Origin of the sequence: Gemmiger formicilis (assembly GCF_900167555.1) — a bacterium.
In the GTDB taxonomy this organism is placed as follows: Bacteria; Bacillota; Clostridia; order Oscillospirales; family Ruminococcaceae; genus Gemmiger; species Gemmiger formicilis.
Window position 1 is genome coordinate 22,355 of sequence record NZ_FUYF01000006.1, and the last position, 24,154, is coordinate 46,508.

Consider the following 24,154-nt stretch of genomic DNA (forward strand, 5'->3'; position numbering starts at 1 on the left):
TTTAACTATTATAGTGTGGCATTTTCCCCGTTCTTCACCCAAAAGGAGTTAAAATTGACCGGAAATATTCTGATAAAACCATCTGTGCAGCAAAAATTTGACAGCGTTATGCAAAGCGGCCGCATCCTTTTTTTCAGTGCGCCCTGCGGCTTTGGCAAAACGGCGCTGGCCAATGCGCTGCTGTGCGGGCATCGGACGCTGCGGCTGTGTGCCGATGCGCCGGATTTTACGCTGCGCACACTGCCGGAAAACTGGGATGTCCTTTTGATCGACGACTTTCAGCTTTTGCAGGAGCAGGAAACCGCGCAGGCGCTCTGTGAACTGATCCGTGCCAACCCGACGCGGCGGTTTGTGTTCCTCTCCCGCGGGGTGCCGCCGTCGTACTTGACGGCCTTCCAATACACGGGTCTTATGACCACGCTGGAGCCGGACGACCTTCTTTTTGACCGCGAGGATATACGCGGCTTTTTTGCCGCCCGCAAGGCAGCCGTGACGGAAAGCGAAATCAACGGCATCCTGAAAGAATCCATCGGCTACCCGCTGGGCGTCGCCGTTACGGCGCGGTGTATGTCCGGCGGCAAGCCGTTCGCCCCGGAAATCGTAGCGCAGGCTTACCGGGAGGTGTTCAACTACTTCGAGGATGCCATCTATCGCCGGTTCGATCTTCCGGTGCGGCATTTTTTGCTGGATCTTGCCCCCTTTGAGCGCTTTGATCTGGAAATGGCGCGGATGGTCAGCGGCGACCCCCGCACCGGGAATCTGCTGGACTGGCTGCTGCACAACACAACGATGCTGCGTTATGACGATGTGCGGCATTTCCACTTCTGGCCGCAGTTCCGCGCCTTCCTTCTCTGGGAGATGGAAAAAGAATGCAGCGAGGAAAAGCGCCGCGCCGTTTTCAGCCGCGGGGCGCTTTACTACGAGCTGAAAGAGGATTATGCCCACGCGCTGGAATGCTACACCAAAAGCGGGGATCACGCCAAAATATCCGAGCTGCTGATCCGCAATTCCGAGCAGCACCCCGGCATGGGGCATTACAGCGAGATGGAAAAGTATTACCGCGCTCTGCCGGAAAGCGAAATCTTGGCTTCGCCTTCCCTGATGCAGGGAATGAGTATGCTTTGCGCCCTAGCAATGGACTATGAAGGCTCGGAACGGTGGTACGGGGCGCTAAAAAACTTTGCCGACTGCCGCAAAAAACAGGACCCTGCCGCCAGACAGGCTCGCAGCCGCCTTGCATGGCTGGATATTTCCCTGCCGCAGCGCGGTGTGGAGGGGCTGATAAAAACGATCCCGGCCGTGTTCCGGCTGCTGACCGATAAAGAAATAACGCTGCCGTCTTTTTCCGTGACCAGTACCTTGCCCAGCATTATGAACGGCGGCAAGGATTTTTCAGAGTGGAGCAAAAAGGATGACCTGCTCTACAAAACTCTCCGCATCCCCGTGGAGGCGGTACTGGGGCGGGACGGCGTGGGTCTTGCCGACTGCGCCATTGCCGAGAGCAAATTTGAAAAGGGTGAGGACGTCACCGGGCGGATGCTGTCCCTTCTCCCGCAGCTGAACGAAATCCGCAACCGGGGTACGCCGGACATGGAGTTCGCTGTCAGCGGGCTTCTGGCCCGCAGCCAGCTGGCAAACGGGCAGGCAATGGACGCGCGGCGCACCATCGAGGTACTCCGGGAATGCTTTGCCGAGCGCGGTTTGACACGCTTTCTGCCCAATATGGACGCCATGCTCTGCCGTATTGATATGCACACCGGCAACCTTGACGCGGCGGACGCGTGGTATCGGGAAAAAGCCCCGCGCGAACCCACGCACCTGAACGTCATGCGGCGCTACCGGTATCTGACGCAGGCAATGGTGGAAATTATGCAGAACCGCCCGGACGCCGCTTTGTTGACACTCTCACCCATGGAGCCGTACATTCAAAACTGCGCCCGCATCATCGACGGCATTCACCTGAATGTCCTGACGGCCATCACCCTGCACCGCAAGCGCGACGAACGGTGGCGCGAGCGATTGACGGCGGCGCTGGACGCGGCGGCGGAATACAGCTTTATCCGCACCGTCAGCGTATACGGCACGGCGGTGTTGCCGCTGCTGGTGGCACTGGACTGGGATGGCGACAAAAAGTGGTATAAGCAGTTAATGGCGGCGGTGCGGATGCAGGCGGCGTTCTACCCGCATTTTCTCGAACCCCGCCTTGCCCCCGGCGAGGAGCTGACGCCCACGGAGCTGCAAATTCTGCATCTTCTCTGCGCGGACAAGTCCAATGCCGAGATTGCCCGGATCATGGACGTGAAGCTGCCTACGGTGAAAACCCACGTCAGCCACATCCTCGACAAGCTGGACGTGAAGCGCCGGGCGGAAGCCAGGACAGCCGCGAAGAAGCTGCATTTAGTCCCCGAGGACCTGTAAAAACAGCATCCGGCAGAAGCCGGATTTTCACATAAAAGCAGGACTATTTCTCAAGGAGGAAGTACATGAAAAAACGAGTATTGAGTATGCTCATGACGCTGGCGCTCTGTCTGACGACGCTGCCCACGGCAGTCTTCGCCGACGTCACGGAGAACGGCGAAGGAAGCGGCGGGACGCACTACGTCGCGGAGAGCGGCGGGACGCAGTATGAAACGGTGCAGGAGATCTTGGACAATATGGAGGAAGGCGAGATCACGCTGCTCGACAGCGTCACGGAAGGCCTCACCGTCTACGCCGCGACGACCATCCACATGAACGGGCACAGCATCACCGGCAATATTGATGCCACGGACAGTCTGACGCTGAACGGCGGCACGGTCGATGGTACTGTAACCGTTGATGCAACGGGCGGCACGTTTACCATGACCGCGCCCGCCGAAGCGGAAGCGGCCATTACCGGCGAGCTGAACGTGGTTTCCGGCTCTGCCTTTGTCAGCGGCGCGCAGGTCGGCGTGAAGGGCACGCTGTACTTCGATGGCACGGATATGCTGATCTCCGGCGCAGTGAAGGCGGTCGAGCTGGATAGCGCGGCAGAGCCTGCCGCCAAAACGCTCTACGGCTCCGCCACAGTGAACGGCGATACCGCTGCGGAAGCTGGCTTTGACACCGATACCTATAAAGTAGGCGGCGAAATCGCAAAGAAGCTGACCAACAAGCAGGTGGGCAGCACCACACCCGCAGCGCCGAGCCTGACGCTGACCGAAACGAGCAAGAGCCTTACCGCGGGCAAGACCGCCGTGTTCACTGCCAATTATACCGGCACGGACACGCTGAACGCCTATGTTCAGGGCAGCGCGGTCAATGGCTACTTTACCATCAGCCAGAAGAACAACGGCGACGGCACTTATACCGTCTCCGTCAAGATCGATGAGGAAACGCCCGGTGGCACGTATACGCTGTTCGTTCACGAGCTGGGGAACACCTCCGTGCAGGCAAGCGCCACCATCACCGTCACCGGCTTGCCGGATGCAGCCGAGGTGAACGGCAAACAGTACAAGTCTCTCCCCAGGGCGCTGAATGCGGCACGGGACGGCGACACCGTCAAGCTGCTGGCAGACCATGTGACGGATGCAGACGCCCTCAATGCGCTCGGTGAAGATTTTACGTTCGAACAGTATGCTTCCATCGTACCCGTTGTCACCAAAACCTTGACGCTCGATCTGAACCACAAGACGGTCGACTACCTCGAGGTTGGATTCACAGAGACTAACGAGGAAACGCAGAAAAAAGAAACTCTCGCGACAGGCAACCTGACTGTTACAGGCGAGGGCGCTTACGGCAGAATTTCAAATCTCATGTTCATGGCCGGCGCACTGGACATCCAGAGCGGCGAGATCGGCGGTTCAGGATGCGCGGGACTTCTCTGCGACGCGAACAGTGGCTCTGTGACCGTCAGCAACGGCACGGTGTATGGCCTCACCGTATTGGAGGGTGCTTCCGTCACCGTCAATGGCGGCTCCAAACACGCGGGTGAATGGGTTGTCGCTTCCGGCGCTACGCTGAACATTACGGACGGCACGTTTGGCGATGTGCAGTTCACGCGCAACGGAACCATCGCCATCAGCGGCGGCACGTTCCAAAGCATTAAGAGCTACATCGCAGAAGAGTTGCAGCCGCTCATGTCCCTGTTGGATACGCAGAAGGTGCACGCTTTCTACAAGGGCGACGACGTGCAGGACGGCAATGCAACGGAGCTGGCCGACGTAACCGTCAAGGAACACACCCACACCATGGTGAACAACAAGTGTGCCTGCGGATTTTCCTGCACCCACACGAACACCGAGGGCGCGAGTACCATCGACAAAGACGGCAAGTGCACGGTCTGCGGGACACAGTTTGCGGCCGGCATCGGCGAAACCTATTATACCGATGTGCCGTCCGCGCTGGATGCGGCAACTGACGGTCAGACCGTCAAGCTGCTGGCAAATACGATGCTGCCTGACGGTATATATGTCAGCAAAACCCTCACACTGGATTTGGACGGACACAGTCTGAGCGGATACAGCTTGAATGTCGGCGGCCTTACGGCCACGGGCCAGGTTCGCACCGGTAACCTGACGGTCATTGACAGCAGCGGCGGTAACGGCGCGGTGGGAGTGATCGTGCGGGACGGCGGTACACTGGTATTTGATCCGGAGAATGACCATACCACTTTGCTCCGGCTGGAGGTTTGGGGCGGCACAGTCAAGCTGTACGGCGGAAAGATTTCGAGAAGTGGTCTACAGCTGCATAAAGGTATCGCATTGGATGATCTGCTTCCCGGGCAAGCGGGACTGGCTTACTACAATGGCGACACGCAGCTCACGCTGAAGGAAGCCGCTTCCAAGACCTGCGACCTGGTGGTAAAGTCGTGCAGCCACGGCGGCAAGAACGGCTTTGATGGCACCAACTGTCCCTACTGCAACGCGCCCGCGGTGGCTGAAACAGCCTTGAACAATGGCGAGGGCAGCCGCCCGTGGCAGAGATTTGCTGATTTGCAGACAGCCCTTGACGCAGACAGAGACGGCGGCGCAGAATTCAATCTGCTGGCCGACGTGACCGGCGATTACACCATCGACGGTACGCGGGACACGGGACTTAACCTGAAAGGCCACTCCATCAAGGGTACGGTGACGGTCAAGGCGGCTGCGGCCAGCAACACCACCACTTTCAGCAACACACAAAACACCACCACAGCCAGCATTGACGCGGTCGTTGCCTACAGAGGAGCAAAACTCGCCGGGTCGAAATATCCCGCCGTGATCGGCGAATTGACGTTGGCAGAGGGCGCGACGTGGAAAAATATTCTGAATGACACAGCACTTGGATACAAGGTGCTCAACGCGGACGGCACCCACAAGTGGTATGCCCGGGATGATGTCAACGGCTCGCAGTTGAACAATGTTATCATCAATAGACTGCCCATCACCACCAAGACCCTGAATCTGAAGGTTGATGGCAAGAGCCTGACCGGCAACCCGCCGAAGGTGGAGCGCGGTACGACCGTCCAGCTTTGCGCCAGCTGCAATACAAGTGGTGCGGATGTATACATCTACACCGGGGAGATCGTTGGAAACAACGTGCCCACATACAGCCAGAGGAAAGCTGAATATCAAAAGATTGGCACCAACTGGTACTATGTCGTAGACTTGCCTTGTAACACGATTGGAAAATACAGCGTTTATTTCACCGCCACCAAGGACGGCTACACGGTGCAGAGCACCGAAAAGAAGCTGACCGTCACCAAGCCGAACCTCAGCAAGGCCGAGATCACCTTCCGCAGCAGCAACGAAAGCACCTATGAGCCTTATCGCTCCACCACTACCGCGCCGGGCTTCACCGTAACGTACAACGGCAAGACGCTGAAATTGGGCGTTGATTACACCGCCAGCGGCACTGCTTCCTCTGCTGGCGTAAGCACCCAGACGCTGACCATCAAGGCAGTCGAAGGCAGCGACTACACCGGCTCGAAAACCGCCGAATGGAGAATCGTTCCGCACAAGGCGAAGGTCGAGGTCGGAGACGTGATCAAGGCTTACGACGGCACGACCGATCTGCCCGACGGCAAGATTTCGCTTGTAAGCGCAGCAGGCTCCGCAGGCCATCAGGCCGGACTGCCGCTTCCTCTGTCGGAGGGCAACGGTTTCGAGCTGACCGACGCCAAGTATGATTCCGCCAACGCAAGCGAAACAGAAAAGAACATCTCCTTCACCGTCAAGCTGACAGACACGAACTATACCTTTGAAGACGGCACGACGGAAAAGGCCTTTACGCTGAACGGCGCGGATTTTGATGATAAGACCTTCCAGATCAATAAGGCCACCGCGCCCATGAATAACCCGACCGGCACACTGGACATAATCAACGGCACATGTCAGACGTACACCTATGACTTCAATAATATACTGCCCGGACTGCCCAAGGGCAAATATGGCACGATAAGCTATGGTCAGGCTGATATTTCCCTTGTTAGCCAAAGCGGATATTATTACGACGAGACGATCGTAGAGTTTAAAAAAGGCGTGCTGACTTTGGCACAGTTCTATGCGAAAGATGGAACAATGACCGGCCAAATCGGAACCGTCAAGGTGAATGTCACCACCACCAACTACGAAAACTTTCAGCTGAAGCTCGTCCTCAACGCGGTGGACCAAATCAAACCTGAGCCGGACGGCACAATCACCGCAATGCCGATTACCTACGGTGACACACTGAGCAAGAGCGAAATTTCGGGCAAGATGAAAGACCCCAATACCGGCAAATCCGTCAGCGGTACGTTTACATGGACAGATGGCACAATCACTCCTAACGCGGGCGGCTATGAAGCCGATTGGACATTCACCCCGGCTGCGGGCTACGAGAAATACGCAACCGCAACCGGCACTGTGACCGTCAAAGTTGTGCCTAAGTCCATCGAGGGGGCGGTTATCACGCTGAACCAGACGGCTTTCCCGTACGACACTACGGAAAAAGCACCGACCATTACCGAAGTGAAGCTGGCCAACTGGTCTGACGAAATAACCTACGATATTGTCAGCGGTGACAAGGCCACCAATGCAAGCGACAGTATCACCCTAACCATCCAAGGTAATGGAAACTACACCGGCACCGCCTCGGCGGAGTGGAAAATCACCCCCAAAGTCGTTACGAATCCCTCAATCAATGTTGCCCCCTGCACCTACAACGGGCATGAACAACAGCCGCCTGTCGAACTCAAAGACGGCGATGTGGTCATTCCGAAGGAAGAGTATGCAGTAAGCTATTCCGACAATATCAACGCGGGCAATAACACCGCCGCTGTAACCATCACGAACACCCCCGGCGGCAACTACACCGTCAGCGGCGGCGCAAACTTTACCATCAACAAGGCCGCCGCGCCCAGATCCGATTTCCATCCCGCAGTGACGGTCATCAACGATCTGGCAAAGACCTATGAAATGCTATTGACAGACAGCTACCTGCCTAAGCTGAGTTCTCCCTGTGGGTACGGCAACGTCAGCTATTCGTTGAGGGGCACCTACCTGACGGACGGCTACAAGGACACGGTTCAGGCCGAGGTTGTGGAGGAAAACGGTCAGTATAAGCTGAAGCTGACCGTTCCGGCAGTGGATTACAATAGGGTAAGTTCTGTCGGCACGATTGATGTCCGCGTCACCTCGGATAACTATCGAGATTTTTACTTAACCATCGGGGTGAAAACCAAAAACAAGGATGTTCCTGTGCCGGACGGCACCATCAGCGCAAGCGATATTACCTATGGTCAAGCGCTGAATGACAGTAAAATTGCAGGTAAGATGAAAGCTGGCGGCAAGGTGATTGACGGTACATTCACATGGACGAATGGCACGTTCAAGCCAGCTGCGGGCGACTATCCGGCTTCGTGGACGTTCACCCCTGCCAAGGGCTACGAAGAATATGCAACTGCGACCGGCACTGCAACCGTTACGGTCAACCCCAAGGCGGTTACGGTTTCGGGTATCACCGCAAACGACAAAGTCTATGACGGCACGACCAATGCTGGGCTGGATTACAGCGCGGTGACCATTGGCGGTGTTCTGGAAAATGACACCTTAACCGTTACTGCCACAGGTACAATGGAAAGCACTGATGTCGGTGAGAAGAAAGTCACGATTTCCAATTTGACGCTGGACGGCGATTCTGCCGCCAACTATGTGCTGGCTGAAAGCGGAAATCAGACCGAAACCACCGCCACTATCACCGCCAAGGAAGTCACCGTTACCATTACCTCGAACGGCGGCACTTACGGCAGTGTCACTGCCGCCGCTGCCGAACTTTCCGGCGCTGTGGCGGGGGAAAATATTCCTGTAACGCTTACCTACACCGGCAATGGCTACGACGCCACAGATGTTCCCGTCAATGTCGGCAGCTACACGGTTACAGCCTCGATTGCCAACAGAAATTACACGCTTACCGGAAAAACGACCGCCGACTTTGTGATTACCCCGAAGGCTGTTACCGTTTCCGGCATTACGGCAAACGACAAAGTTTATGACGGTACGACCGATGCAAAGCTGGATTGCAGTAATGCCCAGTTTGAGGGTATTCTGAAAAATGACAAGCTGACCGTTGCGGCTAAGGGTATGTTTGAAAAGGCTGTAGCAGGCAAGCAGAATGTTGCCATTTCCGGTTTGACGCTGGGCGGCGATTCTGCCGCCAACTATGTGCTGGCTGAAAGCGGAAATCAGACCGAAACCACTGCCACCATCACCGCCAAGGAAGTCACCGTCACCCCGGACAACAAGTCCAAGGTATATGAGGAAAAAGACCCCAAACTGACTTACATAGTCAGTGGTGTACTGAGTGGTGAAACGCTGACAGGTATCACGCTGGCGCGTGCTGAGGGCGAGAATGCCGGCGAGTATGACATCACCGGCACCGCTGATGCTGGCGCAAACCCGAACTACGATGTGACGTTTGCCAAGGGTACGTTTACCATCAAGCCGAAGTCCATCCAGAGCGCAACAGTTGTGCTGGGCAAGGGTCTTGCCGCCAACGGCGCGGAACAGACCCAAACGGTCGAGAAAGTCCTGCTGGACGGCAAAGAACTCCCCGCAGATTCCTACACCGTGGCGGGCAACACCGCCACTGCCCCCGGCAGCCACACACTGACCATCACCGCCAAGGGCAACTATACCGGCACTGTTGAACAGACCTACGTGATTATCCCCGCCAAGGCGGAGGATGCCCCCGGCGAGGAGATTGCGATTGGCAGCGGCGAGGTGAAAGTGGTTGTCAAGTCTGAGGGCACTGTGCCACCCGCCACCCTGCTGACCAACAAAGCCGAATTGCTTGCCATGTTGGTGGACAGCGGCGACATTACCGCCGATGAACTGGCACAGATTGCCGACGGCGCAAGCGTGGACATTGTGCTGACCGTGAAAGAGGCCAATGTCCCCGATGAAGTCAAAACTGCGATGGCACAGGCCGCCAAGGGCTGCACCATCGGGCAGTATCTCGACATCAGTCTGTTCAAGTACATGACGGTAAACGGTAGCCAACAGGCCGGTGTTGCCCTGCACACGACCAAAAACGCATTGACGATCTCCGTTGCGGTGCCGGACGCGCTCATCAATACGAACAGCGCGGTCAACCGCACCTACTGCATTGTGCGCAACCATGAAGGCACGATTACTGTGCTGGATGCCGCGTTTGACGCAGCCGGCAAGACGCTGACCTTTAAGACCGACCGCTTCTCCGACTACGCGATTGCCTATAAGGACACCGCCGTGCCGAGCAGCGGCAGCAATCCGTGCAGCAACAACAGTTCAAACGGCAGCGAAACCAAGAAGAACGAAGTTGCTGCTCCCACACCGGCCCCCACCCCGGCAAGCACTTCAAAGCCGTCCACCATAACGGCAATGCCGCAAACGGGCGATACCTCCAACCCCACGCTGTACGTCGTGCTTCTGGTGGCATCCCTGCTCGGACTTGCAGTTGTATTTGTCTGCAAGAAAAGAAACGATAAGTAATCGGTTATAAAGACAATTACAGATTGTTTTTGGCCCGACAGCCACAACGGCTGTCGGGTCTTTTTTTGCGTTCGCTTAATGTAAGATGCGTTGCCGTAATTCTTACCCGACCCGCGCGCCTCCGAATTTTGAGGTCTATTCAATGAAACCCAAAATTCAGGAGGTTTACGATGGCAAAGAAAAATAAGCTATGGTTTAGTGGTGAGGACGCGCAACTGGCTGCACGCTTTACAAAGTTCATGACCAAGGTGTTGTATGCCCGGCGCGCTTCTTACATTCGTGCACTGATGGTTAAGGCAAAGCATGAGATTTCCATTGAGGAATGCCGTGACGAGGTAGACACAGTGTATAGACGCCTGATGAACCCGATTGAGGAAAGCGTCGAGTCCAAGCTGATGTGGGAAGGAATCAAAAAGTATCTGCACAAGCTGACGCCGAAAGAGTGCGAGGTTATGATCTCTTTATGACGCAAACTGCCGTTACCGCAGGAGAAGCGGTAACGGCAGGGCAGGTTATAGGTTATGTAGGCAGTACCGGTGACAGCACCGGCAACCACCTGCATTTTGAGGTAATGCAGAATGGCGTGCGTGTGAATCCTATGGATATGGTTTCCGTGCGCTGATATAGGCCGGTATCAATTTTTTTTACTTGCGCTTGTCTTTCCTGCGCAGTACGAAAATTGCCGCCAGCGCGGAGCCGCTGACAATCAGCAGCGCAAACCACAATGCGGGGTTGGCGGTGTCGCCGGTGCGCGGAATCGGGGAAACAGGCTGCACCGTCGGCTGGGGCTGTGCCGTGGGCTGCGGTGTCACAGTAGGCTGCGGGGTTGTCGTTTCAGTCGGCTTTGCCTTGACGGTGAACTTAGCCGTAGCCGTACCGCTTTTAGAAACGATCGCAAGCGTATGCTCACCCACGGAAAGTGTAGCAACAAAATCACGGTTCAGCGTGATTATCGTGCTACCCTCCTTCTTCGTATAGTTCTTTTCGTCCAGCGTAGAGCCATCAAGCTCTACACGAAGGAAATCGGCGAAGGATGCGTCAGAAGTGAAAGACAGCTCCTTTTTCTCGCCCTGTGTGACCGTTGCACCATCACCGGCCGTGATTTTCGGGGGCAGCTTTGCCGTTACGGTTTGAGCCTTGGTGATTTCCTGTGTTGCTTTGGCGTCCTTGTAATACTTGTTGCAGCCGTCGCAGTACCAGTATTCGATATTGCCCTCAGAAGTCTTTGTTGCCGCCTTTGCATCTATATGCTTGAGGTTGGCGTGGTTGTTCGGGTCAAGCTTTCCGTAGCTCTCGCCGCAGACCTCGCACTTTGCCTTATCCTTGCAGGTAGCCGTGCCGCCGGTGTGCTCGTTTTGAATGGTAACCTTCTTTTCGGCAGAGAACGCAAAGCCGTCAGCGGTCTTTGCACTCACGATCAGCTTAAAGCTGTTTTCTTTCGCCGGATATGTGGATGCTTTTATGATACCGCTGTACAAACCATTCTCAACGGTCGGCGTAAGAGGACCGTCACCAAATCCGATAAATTTGTATCCGTAGGTTGCGCCGGTAGCTCTTTCCGGCAAAGTAAAGCTGAATTTGTAATCCTGCGTTCTGCAAACCTTGTCGGCACCGCTGATGTTAATGGTCGGAATATCCTTTTTCGCAGTTTCGTGATTGCAGAATTTGCACTTCTGCCAATACTGTCCGTTTTCGCTCTGCCACTCGTAGGTATGGCCGTTATTTACGGTCACGGTAACCCTTGTCTCGTTGTCTGCCCTATCGGTCACAACAATCGTTTGCTTGCCGCTTGCGGGGGAAAGAGCAAATTGACTGTTTCTATCAAGGCTGACTTCCGTGCCGTTCACCTTCACGGTGCCGATATACTTTTCGTCAACGGTAATAGTCTGTGCTGCGCAATAGGTTTTGCCGGCTTCAATGCCGGAGATAACGGGGACTGTTGCGTCCAGCACGATGCCGTTTGTGTTAATGTAGGCAACGTTTCCGCTGGTATCGGTCAGTTTTGCATAAATAACATACTCGTTATCGGGATTGATACTGAACGGTGCGGAATATGCCGTGAAAGTCATGCCCGCAAGTTCCGATTCGGTAAGCGCCTTATCGCTCAGCAGGTATTCGATCTTAACCGCTTTGCCGCTGTTGTCCGCGGCGGTAACGGTTACCGTCTGCGTATCCTTAAAGAACAAACGGAAGGTGATGGTGTTGAGGAAAGACTTCCAGCCGTTTTCGGCAATCTTGATTTCGCCTGTAGGCGCTGCAATATCACGCCACTGAGCCGTGATCGTCAAATCCTCGGCGGGCATGGTCGCGGGAATCGCTTTATCCCAGCCGATAATGCTCATGTGCGGTAAAGTAACACACAAGAATTTGATAGACAGCCTTCACTATTCAGAAAAATTAACCAAAAAAAAGCAAAATTGAATTTGATAATTGATATAATAGCTAAAATATGGTACTATAAAACAAAAGGAGATGATGCCAATGGTTTGATGAAACACACAACAAAATATAACTTTTTAAGCAAAGGAGGAAGTCCATAATGAGAAAAATCAAAACAATATTAGGGATAGTTTTTTCTTTAGCTATTGTAACAACAATGAACACTACTGTTTTTGCAGCTAACGATTCAGGAATACCAGAACGTAGAGGAGTATATATACGAGAATGTGTAGGTTATGAGCCTAATTATACGAATATTGATTATACTCATAAATTATTAGGTTCTGTTTCAGGCGATAATACTCAAGGCTCAAGTCCTATGCAAATTACATATCAATATGAACAAAGCGGAACAACCACCGCATCTATTGCGGGTTATGCCAATGGCACAACAGAAGCAAATGTTGTTTTTGCAAAAATGCAGGCGGAAGTAGGAGTTGAAGTTACCGGTTCACGTAGTTGGACAAAAGGAACATCAGCGGGTGTCTCATATAGTATTGCACCGGGGAAATTTGAAGTGTTAAATGTTTATATTCCTGCTGTTAGAACAGCTGGTCGTTTAAAATACAAGGTTTATATGGACGGCTATCCTGAAAATGTTTTTTATGAATATAAAACATTAACAGAATCTTATGCACCACAAAAAAATTCTGTCCATTATAAAGTAACAACTTCTAGCTACTCAGCCATAAAAGTTCCAAAGGGAATGACGGTATACACGCCAACAGGAGTATATAAAGCACAATGAAAAACAAATTGTTTATATTACTATTAGCTTTTGTACTTTTGTTGAGTGCTTGTTCTAATAATTCTCCACCTGATGACAACACAAAAGAAGTACTGCCAGAGCTTGAAAGTGCCGGTTCTATTGAAAGCCGGGGCGAGAAATTTATTGAAAATTTTCCACAAGACTATCCTTCATTTGAATTATTAGAATATGTTTTTGGTTCCGCTGAAAATGCCCCAATACAACTGGTTGCGATAGCCCGAAATAAAGAAACTGGTTCATCAGCTACATTATTTGTGCTTGATGAAAATGGGGTAGGTCAGGTAGTTCTTGCAAGTGGTTATTCAGCGACATATTGCAAAGAAGATGGATTACAACTTGATAAAAACGTAATTTCTATTTCTTTGAATTTGGAAATCTCTAGTACAAATTCTGAAATTCACGACTTTAATATTACAGTAACACAGGAGGAAAATCAAGGTAAAGTCAATACAGTGTATTCTTCACAAGAAAACATCAGATCGAAAGTAGCAAATCCAGCCGAGCCAGTCAACGGCAAGTAAATGGGCTTCGCCCACCGTTGACAGCCCCGCCTGTCTTTGCAAATGTGTAGCCAAGAGGACGATAGCCCAAAGTGCTACCGCCCTCTTTTATTTTACAACTGAATAACCGCTGCCCCATAGCGGCACATGAAGCAGTAAGTCTGAAAAAGATTTGCTGCTTTTTTTGCGCCCATTTTTGGCAAATCGAGAAAGTATCGGTACTGATAAGTGAGCAGGGGGAAATTCCCGTTTTCTATCAAGCAGCGGGCAAAACACAGCTTCTGAAACGCCTTATTGTTGGGAAAGACCAAGCCGCCGGAAAAGTCTTTGCCAGAAAGAGAGGGAGAACGCCAGCCCGCAGCCTTTTATGAAAAAACTGGTTGCGATTTCCCGAAAAAGTGGCAGTAGGAAGTGAGCGGCAGTCCGGCAGTTTCTTAGAGCAAGATTCTACCGCAGTACCAAAATTCGCTTTTCGCTCATTTTGCCCCTGCGGGAATCTTGTTGGGGAGTGCCTTCCCCAAACCCTGCTTATGCGGCTTGCGCCGCTTAAAAATCCCTCAAAATATTTTTTCGGATTTTTCAAAAACAGTTCCGCTTCACACCCCGTTTTTCTCCTATTAGTGAGAGGACACCACGCACAGAAAGGAGGTTTTACCATGCGAAAACGATACAACACGCCGCACCGCAGCCGGGTAGTCAAGACACGCATGACCGAGGAAGAATACGCCGAGTTTGCGGAAAGGCTTTCTGCCTGCAACATGAGCCAAGCCGAGTTTATCCGGCAAGCCATAACCGGGGCAGCCATACGCCCCATCATAACCGTTTCCCCCGTCAACGACGAGCTGCTTGCCGCTGTCGGGAAGCTGACCGCCGAATACGGCAGGATCGGCGGCAACTTAAACCAGATAGCCCGGACGCTGAACGAGTGGCACAGCCCCTACCCGCAGCTTGCCGGGGAGGTACGGGCGGCGGTTTCCGACCTTGCTGCCCTAAAGTTTGAAGTCTTGCAGAAAGTAGGTGACGCTGTTGGCAACATTCAAACATATCAGCTCTAAAAATGCGGACTATGGCGCAGCGGAAGCCTACCTCACATTTGAGCATGACGAGTTTACCATGAAGCCCACCCTTGATGAAAACGGGCGGCTGATACCGAGGGAGGATTACCGCATTTCTTCCCTTAACTGCGGGGGCGAGGATTTCGCCGTTGCCTGTATGCGAGCCAATCTCCGCCATGAGAAAAATCAAAAACGGGAAGATGTGAAAAGCCACCACTATATCATCAGCTTTGACCCACGGGACGGAACAGACAACGGCTTGACCACAGACCGGGCGCAGGAACTGGGGGAACAGTTCTGCAAGGCACATTTCCCCGGACACCAAGCCCTAATCTGCACCCACCCGGACGGGCATAACCACAGCGGGAATATCCATGTGCATATCGTCATCAACTCCCTGCGGATTTACGAAGTCCCGCTTCTGCCCTACATGGACAGACCAGCCGACACAAGGGAGGGCTGCAAGCACCGCTGTACCAATGCCGCTATGGAATATTTCAAGAGTGAAGTCATGGAGATGTGCCACCGGGAGGGGCTTTACCAAATCGACCTCTTGAACGGCAGCAAGGAACGGATAACGGAACGGGAATACTGGGCGGCAAAGAAAGGACAGCTTGCCCTTGATAAAGAGAACGCCGCCAGAGAAGCCGCCGGACAGCCGACCAAGCCCACCAAGTTTGAAACGGACAAGGCGAAGCTGCGCCGGACGATACGGCAGGCACTTTCCCAAGCTACCAGCTTTGACGAGTTTTCTTTCCTCTTGCTGCGGGAGGGCGTGACCGTCAAGGAGAGCCGGGGGCGTCTTTCCTACCTCACGCCAGACAGGACAAAGCCTATCACAGCCCGGAAGCTGGGGGACGATTTTGACAAGGCTGCTGTCCTTGCCCTGCTCACGCAGAACGCCCACAGAGCCGCCGAACAGACCACAGCCATACCCGAATACCCCCACACCCAAAAGGGACGCTTGCGGGAGGAAAAAGCCAAAAAAACCACCCCGGCAGACAACACCTTGCAGCGCATGGTTGACCGGGAAGCCAAGCGAGCCGAGGGCAAGGGCGTGGGCTATGACCATTGGGCGGCAAAGCACAACCTAAAGCAAATGGCAGCTACCGTTACCGCCTATCAGCAGTATGGCTTTTCTTCCCCGGAGGAACTGGACGAAGCCTGTTCTGCCGCTTATGCCGCCATGCAGGAAAGCCTTACAGAGCTGAAGCAGGTGGAAAAGACGCTGAACGGGAAAAAGGAGCTGCAACGGCAGGTACTTGCCTATTCCAAGACCCGCCCTGTCCGGGACGGGCTGAAACAGCAGAAAAACGCCAAAGCAAAAGCAGCCTACCGACAGAAGCACGAAAGTGACTTTATCATAGCAGACGCAGCCGCCCGTTATTTCAGGGAGAACGGCATTTCCAAGCTGCCGAGCTATAAATCCCTGCAAGCAGAGATTGAAAGCCTTATCAAAGAGAAAAACAGCGGCTACAACGATTACCGGGCAAAACGGGAGGAATACCGCCGCTTACAGACCGTCAAGGGCAATATCGACCAGATTTTACGCCGGGAGCGCAAGCCTGTGAAAAGGCAGGAACAGGAGCGTTAAAAACCGCCCCGAAATGATACCGGAACCAAACAAAAACAGGGATATGCCCTTACCCCTATCCGCAATACTCCCCGACCTCAAAACAGGGCGTACAGGGCAAAAAATCCCCGAAAATGATACCGAGATGATACAGAATTACCGCCGATACCGCCACACCAGCGGAAACGGCAGAAAGGAGCGCACCCATGCCAAGAATGAGCAAGAAACGGCGGCTGGAATGGTCTTTTTTCCTGCGGCAAGTGAAAGTCGGGAATACCACCTGCGACCGTATCACATACAACGACCTCTGCCGGGGCTGTACACATAGCTGCAAGCAGAGCTTCCGGGCGGTTATCATACTCTGCCCCCGCTACTACTCCAAACGCCGGAAAAAGGAGGACAGGGACAATGGCAGATAACCGCAAATATTACTACCTCAAGCTGAAAGAGAACTTTTTTGACAGCGACTCCATTGTGCTGCTGGAAGATATGAAAGACGGGATTTTATACTCCAATATCCTCTTGAAGCTGTACTTAAAATCGCTGAAAAACGGCGGGAAATTGCAGCTTGACGAGCATATCCCCTACACAGCGCAGATGATAGCAACACTGACCCGCCACCAGATAGGGACAGTTGAGAGGGCTTTAGAGATTTTCCGGCAGTTGGGGCTTGTGGAGCAGCTTGACAGCGGGGCTTTCTATATGACCGACATTGAGCTGATGATAGGACAGTCCTCTACCGAAGCCGAGCGAAAACGGGCTGCAAGGCTGGAAAACAAGGCACTTTTACCGCCCCGGACAAAAGGCGGACATTTGTCCGACATTCGTCCACCAGAGATAGAGTTAGAGTTAGAGAAAGAGATAGAGATAGAAAAAGAGAGAGAGGGAGAAACGGGACACCCCGCCCCCGCCGCTTATGGCAGATACAACAATGTGATACTGACCGATACAGAGCTTTCCGGGCTGAAAACAGAGCTGCCCGACAAGTGGGAGTATTATAGTGACCGGCTTTCCTGCCATATCGCTTCCGCCGGGAAGCAGTACCACAGCCATGCAGCCACCATTTACAAGTGGGCGCAGGAGGACGCTGCCAAAGGCAAGGCTGCCCCGAAACAGGGCATACCCGATTACTCATGCAAGGAGGGCGAGAGCTTATGAAAAACGAGATTGAAGCTATGATTACGGACATTACAACCACTACCGCCGAAGCGGAGGACTACACAGGCGAGGACGGGCTTTTATACTGCGGCAAGTGCCATACGCCCAAAGAAGCCTACTTTGCAGAGGGAAAGACCTGTTTCGGGCGTGACCGCCACCCAACAGACTGCGACTGCCAGCGGGCAGCCCGTGAAAACCAGCAAGCCGCCGAAAGCCGACAGAAGCACCTTGAAACAGTGGAGGACTTGAAACGCCGGGGCTTTACCGACCCCGCTATGCGGAACTGGACATTTGAGCATGACAACGGCAGAAACCCACAGACCGAAACCGCCCGCTTTTATGTGGATAGCTGGGAAACCATGCAGGCTGAAAATATCGGCTACCTGTTTTGGGGCGGCGTGGGGACAGGAAAAAGCTACCTTGCTGCCTGTATCGCCAACGCCCTTATGGAGCAGGAAGTCCCGGTGTGCATGACAAACTTTGCAACGATACTGAATGACCTTGCCGCCAGCTTTGAGGGCAGGAATGAGTATATTTCCCACCTTTGCAGCTACCCCCTGCTGATACTTGATGATTTTGGTATGGAGCGAGGGACGGAATACGGGCTGGAACAGGTTTACAGCGTGATTGACAGCCGTTACCGAAGTGGCAAGCCGCTGATCGCCACGACCAACCTCACGCTGGAGGAATTGCAGCACCCGCAGGACACACCCCACGCCCGTATCTATGACAGGCTGCTTTCTATGTGCGCCCCCGTCCGCTTCACGGGCAGCAATTTCCGAAAGGAAACCGCACAGGAAAAGCTGGAACGATTAAAGCAACTGATGAAGCAGCGAAAGGAGAGCCTATGACAGAAACGAAACAGACAAGCACCACCAAAACAGACCGCCGTCCGGACTGTGTAACGGAAATCCGCATGGGCAACTCCGTCCTTACCGTTTCCGGCTTCTTCAAGCAGGGCGCAACCGATACCGCAGCCGACAAGATGATGAAAGTGCTGGAAGCGGAAGCTGCTACACAAAAAACAGCGATTTGACCGACCATAAAGAAGCAGATTTGACGCTTTTGCCGCTATACAGACAGCCGCCCCATGTGGTACAATCAAGGTACGGAATAGTGGGGCTGGCTGTCGGAAACGGAGGATTTTATGTTAAGACAGACCACCCAGAAAATCACTGCCCTTTATCCAAGACTATCCCATGAGGACGAGCTGCAAGGCGAAAGCAATTCCATTTCCAACCAGAAGCGTATTCTTGAAACCTACGCAAAGCAGAACGGTTTTTCCAATCTGCGCTGGTACACGGACGATGGCTATTCTGGTGCGAACTTCCAAAGACCGGGTTTTCAATCCATGCTTGCGGACATTGAAGCCGGGAAAGTGGCTACCGTTATCGTAAAGGATATGTCGAGGTTAGGGCGAAACTACCTGCAAGTGGGAATGTACACGGAAATGATTTTCCCACAGAAAGGTGTCCGCTTCATCGCTATCAATGACGGAGTGGACAGCGCACAGGGCGACAATGACTTTGCCCCGCTGCGGAATATCTTTAACGAATGGCTGGTGAGAGATACGAGCAAGAAAATCAAAGCAGTAAAACGCTCAAAAGGCATGAGTGGCAAGCCCATCACAAGCAAGCCTGTGTATGGCTACCTCATGGACGAGGACGAAAATTTCATTATTGACGAGGAAGCCGCACCCGTAGTCAAGCAGATATACAACCTCTGCCTTGCCGGGAATGGTCCGACCAAGATAGCCCGTATGCTCACAGAGCAGCAAATCCCTACGCCGGGGACGCTGGAATACCGCAGGACGGGCAGCACACGCCGCTATCACCCCGGCTATGAATGCAAATGGGCGACAAATACTGTGGTGCATATCCTTGAAAATCGGGAGTACATGGGCTGTCTGGTGAACTTCAAGACGGAGAAACCGTCCTACAAGACCAAACACAGCGTAGAAAATCCCATTGAGAAACAGGCAATTTTCGAGAACCACCATGAGCCTATCATTGACACCCAGACATGGGAGCGTGTGCAGGAATTACGCAAACAGCGCAAGCGTCCGAACCGCTATGATGAAGTGGGCTTGTTCTCCGGCATACTGTTCTGTGCGGACTGCGGCAGTGTCATGTATCAGCAGCGATACCAGACGGACAAGCGCAAGCAGGACTGTTATATCTGCGGCAACTACAAGAAACGCACCCATGACTGTACGGCGCACTTTATCCGCACCGACCTCTTGACCGCTGGCGTACTCTCCAATCTGCGGAAAGTGACAAGCTATGCGGCAAAGCATGAAGCTCGGTTTATGAAGCTCTTGATTGAGCAGAACGAGGACGGGGGCAAGCGCAGGAACGCCGCTAAGAAAAAGGAACTGGAAGCCGCCGAGAAACGCATAGCCGAGTTATCCGCTATCTTCAAGCGGCTGTATGAGGACAGCGTGACCGGGCGCATATCAGACGAGCGTTTCACAGAGCTGTCGGCAGACTATGAAGCAGAACAACGGGAGCTGAAAGAAAGAGCCGCTGCTATCCAAGCGGAGCTTTCCAAAGCACAGGAAGCCACCGTGAACGCAGAAAAGTTTATGAATGTTGTCCGGCGGCATACCAGCTTTGAAGAACTTACCCCTACTCTGTTGCGGGAGTTTGTAGAGAAAATCGTTGTGCATGAGTGCAGCTATGACGAGAACAAGACCCGTAGGCAGGACATTGAGATTTATTATTCTTTTGTTGGCAAGGTGGACTTGCCCGAATAACCGCCCGACCTATCCGACATACCTCATGTGCCGGATAGGAACGGCAAAATTTTTTACACTTCTATTACTTCTTTATCACACATCAGTAAAAGGTGTAGCCTTCTCTTGTCGGGTCGGCAGGGGCGGTGATTGCCGTGCCGTAGTCCTGTGTGATGGGTGCAATTTCGCTGCCGCCGTTGGAGTCAAAGGTAATTGTGTATTGATTTACCTTCCACTTTGCCGTGATAGTCATATTTTCGGCAGGCATGGTCGCGGGAATCGCCTTATCCCAGCCGATGAAGGTGTAGCCTTCTCTTGTCGGGCTGGCGGGAGCGGTAATTGCCGTGCCGTAATCCTGTGTAATGGGTGTAATCTCACTTCCACCGTTTGTATCAAAGGTGATGGTGTATTGATTTACCTTCCACTTCGCCGTGACAGTCATATTTTCGGCAGGCATGGTCGCGGGAATATCCCTGTCCCAACCTGTAAAGGTGTAGCCCTCTCTTGTCGGGTCGGCAGGGGCGGCAATCGCTGTGCCGTAGTCCTGTGTGATGGTAATATCCGCTTCGCCGTTTTCGGGCTTGACTGTGACGGTATATTGATTGATCTCCCACTTCGCCCAATATTCCTTGTTGCCCGTTTCGATGTTGCTGATTGCCGTAACAGGAGAGCCGGTCAGATTTTCGTTGTAATACCAGCCCTTGAAGGTGTACCCGGTGCGCGTCACATCTGTCGGGAGTGTTGCGCCCACGCCATAGGTGTATCCGGTGACATTGCCGCTGTTGATCGTGCCGCCGTTCGTATTCAGGGTTACGGTATAGGTCGGGGCTGTCCACTGCACTGTCAGTGCTGTCACATCAGCAGGAACACTGGCACCGGGGGCGTAGGAATTGCCATTGCTGTCAAGCCACATAAAGTAACTGCCTGTACCTCCGTTCGGGCGGGTCATGCCGTCGGACGCGGGAGCGGTAAATGTGCTGCCGTTTTTCACAATGATCTGAATAGCATCGGAGCTGCCGCCCAGCTTGCCGCCGCCAAGGTTGAGGGTAACGGCTTTCAGCCCGTCAGCGCCCAGCGTGCCGGGGTTCGGGACTTCAAGGACGGGGCGGAAGCCGAAGGTCAGGTAAGAGGTATTGTAGCTGGTCCAGAAACGGGCCGAACGCTTCCACCCGCGAACCGCACGGAACAACGCCGAAATTCTTATAGTAGTATCTTGTCCACACGAAAGCATCTTCCCCCAGTTTTTGATATATCCGTCGTCCTTATCCAGTATCTTATCCCATTCGTTGCTTTTGGGCGTGCCGCGTTCTGAATCATCTGAGCCTGTATAACTACTTCCCACGGACGGCACACGCAGGGTATAGCCCACGCCGCCGGCGACATAGTCCTTGCCGAAAATCAGACTTTTCGTATTTAAGTCATTCCAGCTTACCGTATGCGTTACGACATAGTCCGCCACAAACAGGCTGTGGGGATATTTGTTCTGCTGTGCATAATCCTCGGTGGTTGCCATCTCCGACATGAGCTTGTAGGCGTCCACCGTCCCTGCGTAGGTAAAAGGCACATAGTGCAGGGTATTATCCGGCAGAGCATCGTTCACCGTGCCGGGAATACCCATTGCCGATAGGTCAAAGTAATAGGTGCCGCCGGGTTTGAGGGAAAACTGCTCTGATAAAGCAAACTGCGCCGTGAGCTTGGTAACATCCGCCGGAACACTGTCGCCGGGGGCGTAGAATTTACCGTCGCTGCCGAGCCACATGAAGTAGCTGCCTGTATCTCCGTCCGGGCGGGTCAGGCCGTCGGATGCAGGCGCGGCAAAGCTCTCGCTGCTTTTCACAATGATTTGAATATCCTCGGAGCTGCCGCCGAGCGTTCCGCCGCCAAGGTCAAGGGTAACGACCTTCAGTCCGTCAGAACCCAGTGCGTCAGGGTTCAGGATTTCAAGGACGGGGCGGAAACCGACGTCCGGGATGGAGTGCGCAGCATAGTCGAGGTTCCAGCGGCGGGCCGAAGCGTACCCGCGAACCGCAGGGTCCGACGCGTTGCCAAAATAAGCATCCTGCCCCCACGAATACATTTGATTCCAGTTTTGGATATATCCGCTGTTCTTGTTCAGCACCGCGTCCCACTCATTGCTTTGGGGCGTACCGCGCTCTGAATCGCCTGAATCGGTAAACCCACTTCCACAAGACGGCGCACGCAATGTATAGCCCACGCCGCCTGCGGCATAGTCCTTGCCGAAAATCAGACCTGCGCCATTCAGGGCATCCCAGCTTACATCATTTGTTACGGCAAAATCCGCAATGAACAGGCTGTGGTCGTATTTGTTCTGCTGTGCATATACCTCGGTGGTTGCCATCGCAGACGTGAGCTTGTAGGCGTTCACCGTTCCTGCGTAGGTAAAGGGAACATAGTGCAGCGACGCATCCGGCAGGCTGCCGTTAGCCGTGCCGGGAATATTCATCGTCGAAAGGTCAAAATAATATCTGCCGCCGGGGGTGAGGGAAAACTGCTCGTTAGGCGAATCATTAGCCAATAGCATTGGCGCAGCCAGCGCCCCCAATTCAGCGGCAGCTTCCGCATACCGGGTCATATCCAGCTCATCGATTTCCTCGTCGGAGAGCGTCTCCTTCGCCTCGTCGATGGCCTCAAGCTGCGCCTTGACTTCTTCGGCGTTATCTTCAGTGATTTCTTCTGCGTTCGGTAAACCGTCGATCATGGCCTGTACCTGATCTGCGGCACTCAGCTCTATGGAACCATTCGGATCATCGGCTCTCTCGGTGCTGCCGTTTTCGCCGGTTCTGTCCTCAACAGGGATGTATTGACCGCAGTTCTGCGGTATGGCATTCTCCGCTCCACAGACAGGGCATTCCTTGTTCATGTTGTCCGTCGTGCAGGCCGTTTCACAGCTGCAAACGGGCGGGGTTTCCGTGCTTTCCTCCGCAAAAGCCGCTGTCGGCATAAGGCATAGCAGCATACACAGGGCAAGCAGGGTGCTGAATATGCGTTTTTTCATTTTGCTTCCTCCGTTTCACCGTCTCTTGACAGCTTAAAATCGTATTTCATTTCCAGCATGGCAAACAGCTTATACATAACCTCTGTGGCAATCGCCTTGATATCCAGTGTCTGAATAAAGGCAAGCACTTTGGCCTGCTCCTCCTCCGGCACCTTGTACACTCTCAGTTCCGCCGTCAGAAAGCGGCTGATTTTTCGCTCCAGCGGGAAATGAATGTCACATTTGCGTGCCATATAGCTGCGCATCAGTCCCGCCGTGCCGATGTCCATTTCATAAAAATCGCTGTCGGTGTAATCGGGGAAATTCCCGCCGAAAATCTCTTTTAATTCCGCCGTGGTATGCACATAGATATATTCCGCCGTATCCGGGGCGGTATAGGCTTCGATATAAATCTCCCGCAGATTCTCGTTCAACTCGGTGAGGGTGAGCTGGATCGCCGTATCCACCGCATAGGCATACACCGACGGCAGCTTGCTGTCCGCAATGCTCCGTGCCACACCAAACTGACCGTCGAACATCGTTTCGGTCGAATCCAGCAAAATTTTATCCTTGGTCGGAAACAGATTCAAATAGCTTCCTCTTGCAACGCCCGCTTCGTCAACAATCTGACTGACCGAGGTGTTTTTATACCCCTGCTCCAAAAAAAGACGAACGCAGGCGGTCAGGATTTTCTTCCTTGTTTCGCTGCTGCTTCTGCGCAAATAAATCACCTCTATAAAAGCGTTGGTATTCGTACTAATAATAACATCTCAAGAATGAAAAGGCAAGTGGTATTTGAGGCTTTCTGCGTTGAATTGTGACATTTTCGCAAATGCTGCCTTCTTCAATTACTCACAGAACTTTATGACTTCTTGAATACTTCCCGAAAAAGAAAAGCCGCTGTCGCTTTACAGCAGCCTTAGATAATCTGGAATTACGAACAAGGCTCACATGTAGCATTCGACTCCGAATATCAGCCAGTAC

16 protein-coding genes are annotated in these 24,154 nt (G+C 53.3%); 13 read left to right on the forward strand and 3 right to left on the reverse strand.

What is annotated here, in order from left to right; genetic code table 11:
* Nucleotides 1-54: 54 nt before the first annotated feature.
* The 4 genes from B5D32_RS06765 (at nt 55) to B5D32_RS06780 (ending at nt 10,569) form a co-directional block, all read left to right on the forward strand.
* Nucleotides 55-2,418, forward strand: coding sequence for a helix-turn-helix transcriptional regulator (locus B5D32_RS06765; protein ID WP_078784313.1), 2,364 nt, complete (start codon nt 55-57; stop codon nt 2,416-2,418).
* 65 nt (nt 2,419-2,483) lie between these two features.
* Nucleotides 2,484-9,947 (forward strand): YDG domain-containing protein, encoded by a 7,464-nt coding sequence (locus tag B5D32_RS06770; protein WP_143402695.1) that lies wholly within the window; start codon nt 2,484-2,486, stop codon nt 9,945-9,947.
* Nucleotides 9,948-10,117: 170 nt separating this feature from the next.
* Entirely contained in the window at nt 10,118-10,414 is a 297-nt protein-coding gene (locus B5D32_RS06775; protein ID WP_078784315.1) for a hypothetical protein, read from the forward strand.
* On the forward strand, nt 10,411-10,569 hold the full coding sequence (locus tag B5D32_RS06780) for a M23 family metallopeptidase (RefSeq protein ID WP_078784316.1): 159 nt from the start codon (nt 10,411-10,413) through the stop codon (nt 10,567-10,569). The genes B5D32_RS06775 and B5D32_RS06780 overlap by 4 nt, the downstream gene beginning before the upstream one ends.
* A gap of 22 nt (nt 10,570-10,591) precedes the next feature.
* Here the strand turns inward: B5D32_RS06780 and B5D32_RS15510 are convergent, their stop codons facing one another.
* Nucleotides 10,592-12,289: a hypothetical protein gene (locus tag B5D32_RS15510; protein ID WP_078784317.1), complete on the reverse strand. Its 1,698-nt coding sequence runs from the start codon at nt 12,287-12,289 to the stop codon at nt 10,592-10,594.
* Between the two features lie 197 nt (nt 12,290-12,486).
* Between B5D32_RS15510 and B5D32_RS06790 the strand changes: the two genes are divergently transcribed.
* From B5D32_RS06790 to B5D32_RS06840, 9 genes are all read left to right on the forward strand, one after another.
* Complete coding sequence (locus tag B5D32_RS06790) at nt 12,487-13,134, forward strand: YfkD family protein (protein ID WP_006857809.1); 648 nt, start codon at nt 12,487-12,489, stop codon at nt 13,132-13,134.
* A complete protein-coding gene (locus tag B5D32_RS06795; protein WP_006857810.1) occupies nt 13,131-13,676 on the forward strand; it encodes a hypothetical protein in 546 nt (181 codons plus the stop codon). The genes B5D32_RS06790 and B5D32_RS06795 overlap by 4 nt, the downstream gene beginning before the upstream one ends.
* A gap of 635 nt (nt 13,677-14,311) precedes the next feature.
* Complete coding sequence (locus B5D32_RS06805) at nt 14,312-14,710, forward strand: plasmid mobilization protein (RefSeq protein ID WP_034479871.1); 399 nt, start codon at nt 14,312-14,314, stop codon at nt 14,708-14,710.
* Nucleotides 14,682-16,304 carry a relaxase/mobilization nuclease domain-containing protein gene (locus B5D32_RS06810; RefSeq protein WP_006555733.1) on the forward strand — a complete coding sequence of 541 codons (1,623 nt, stop codon included), beginning with the start codon at nt 14,682-14,684 and terminating at the stop codon, nt 16,302-16,304. Before B5D32_RS06805 ends, B5D32_RS06810 begins: the two co-directional genes overlap by 29 nt.
* Before the next feature lie 185 nt (nt 16,305-16,489).
* Complete coding sequence (locus tag B5D32_RS06820) at nt 16,490-16,702, forward strand: hypothetical protein (RefSeq protein ID WP_005927784.1); 213 nt, start codon at nt 16,490-16,492, stop codon at nt 16,700-16,702.
* A complete protein-coding gene (locus tag B5D32_RS06825) occupies nt 16,692-17,441 on the forward strand; it encodes a phage replisome organizer N-terminal domain-containing protein (protein ID WP_078784318.1) in 750 nt (249 codons plus the stop codon). Before B5D32_RS06820 ends, B5D32_RS06825 begins: the two co-directional genes overlap by 11 nt.
* Nucleotides 17,438-18,292, forward strand: a complete 855-nt coding sequence (locus tag B5D32_RS06830; RefSeq protein ID WP_078784319.1) for an ATP-binding protein — start codon at nt 17,438-17,440, stop codon at nt 18,290-18,292. Before B5D32_RS06825 ends, B5D32_RS06830 begins: the two co-directional genes overlap by 4 nt.
* The gene (locus tag B5D32_RS06835; RefSeq protein ID WP_002569233.1) at nt 18,289-18,477 is read left to right on the forward strand and encodes a transposon-encoded TnpW family protein; all 189 of its coding nucleotides are present in this window, start codon (nt 18,289-18,291) and stop codon (nt 18,475-18,477) included. The genes B5D32_RS06830 and B5D32_RS06835 overlap by 4 nt, the downstream gene beginning before the upstream one ends.
* A 111-nt stretch (nt 18,478-18,588) precedes the next feature.
* Nucleotides 18,589-20,196, forward strand: coding sequence for a recombinase family protein (locus tag B5D32_RS06840; RefSeq protein ID WP_078784320.1), 1,608 nt, complete (start codon nt 18,589-18,591; stop codon nt 20,194-20,196).
* Nucleotides 20,197-20,278: 82 nt separating this feature from the next.
* Here the strand turns inward: B5D32_RS06840 and B5D32_RS06845 are convergent, their stop codons facing one another.
* Both B5D32_RS06845 and B5D32_RS06850 read right to left on the reverse strand, forming a co-directional pair.
* Nucleotides 20,279-23,191: an InlB B-repeat-containing protein gene (locus B5D32_RS06845; RefSeq protein WP_078784321.1), complete on the reverse strand. Its 2,913-nt coding sequence runs from the start codon at nt 23,189-23,191 to the stop codon at nt 20,279-20,281.
* Nucleotides 23,188-23,901, reverse strand: coding sequence for a TetR/AcrR family transcriptional regulator (locus tag B5D32_RS06850; RefSeq protein WP_078784322.1), 714 nt, complete (start codon nt 23,899-23,901; stop codon nt 23,188-23,190). Before B5D32_RS06850 ends, B5D32_RS06845 begins: the two co-directional genes overlap by 4 nt.
* Between the last annotated feature and the right edge of the window lie 253 nt (nt 23,902-24,154).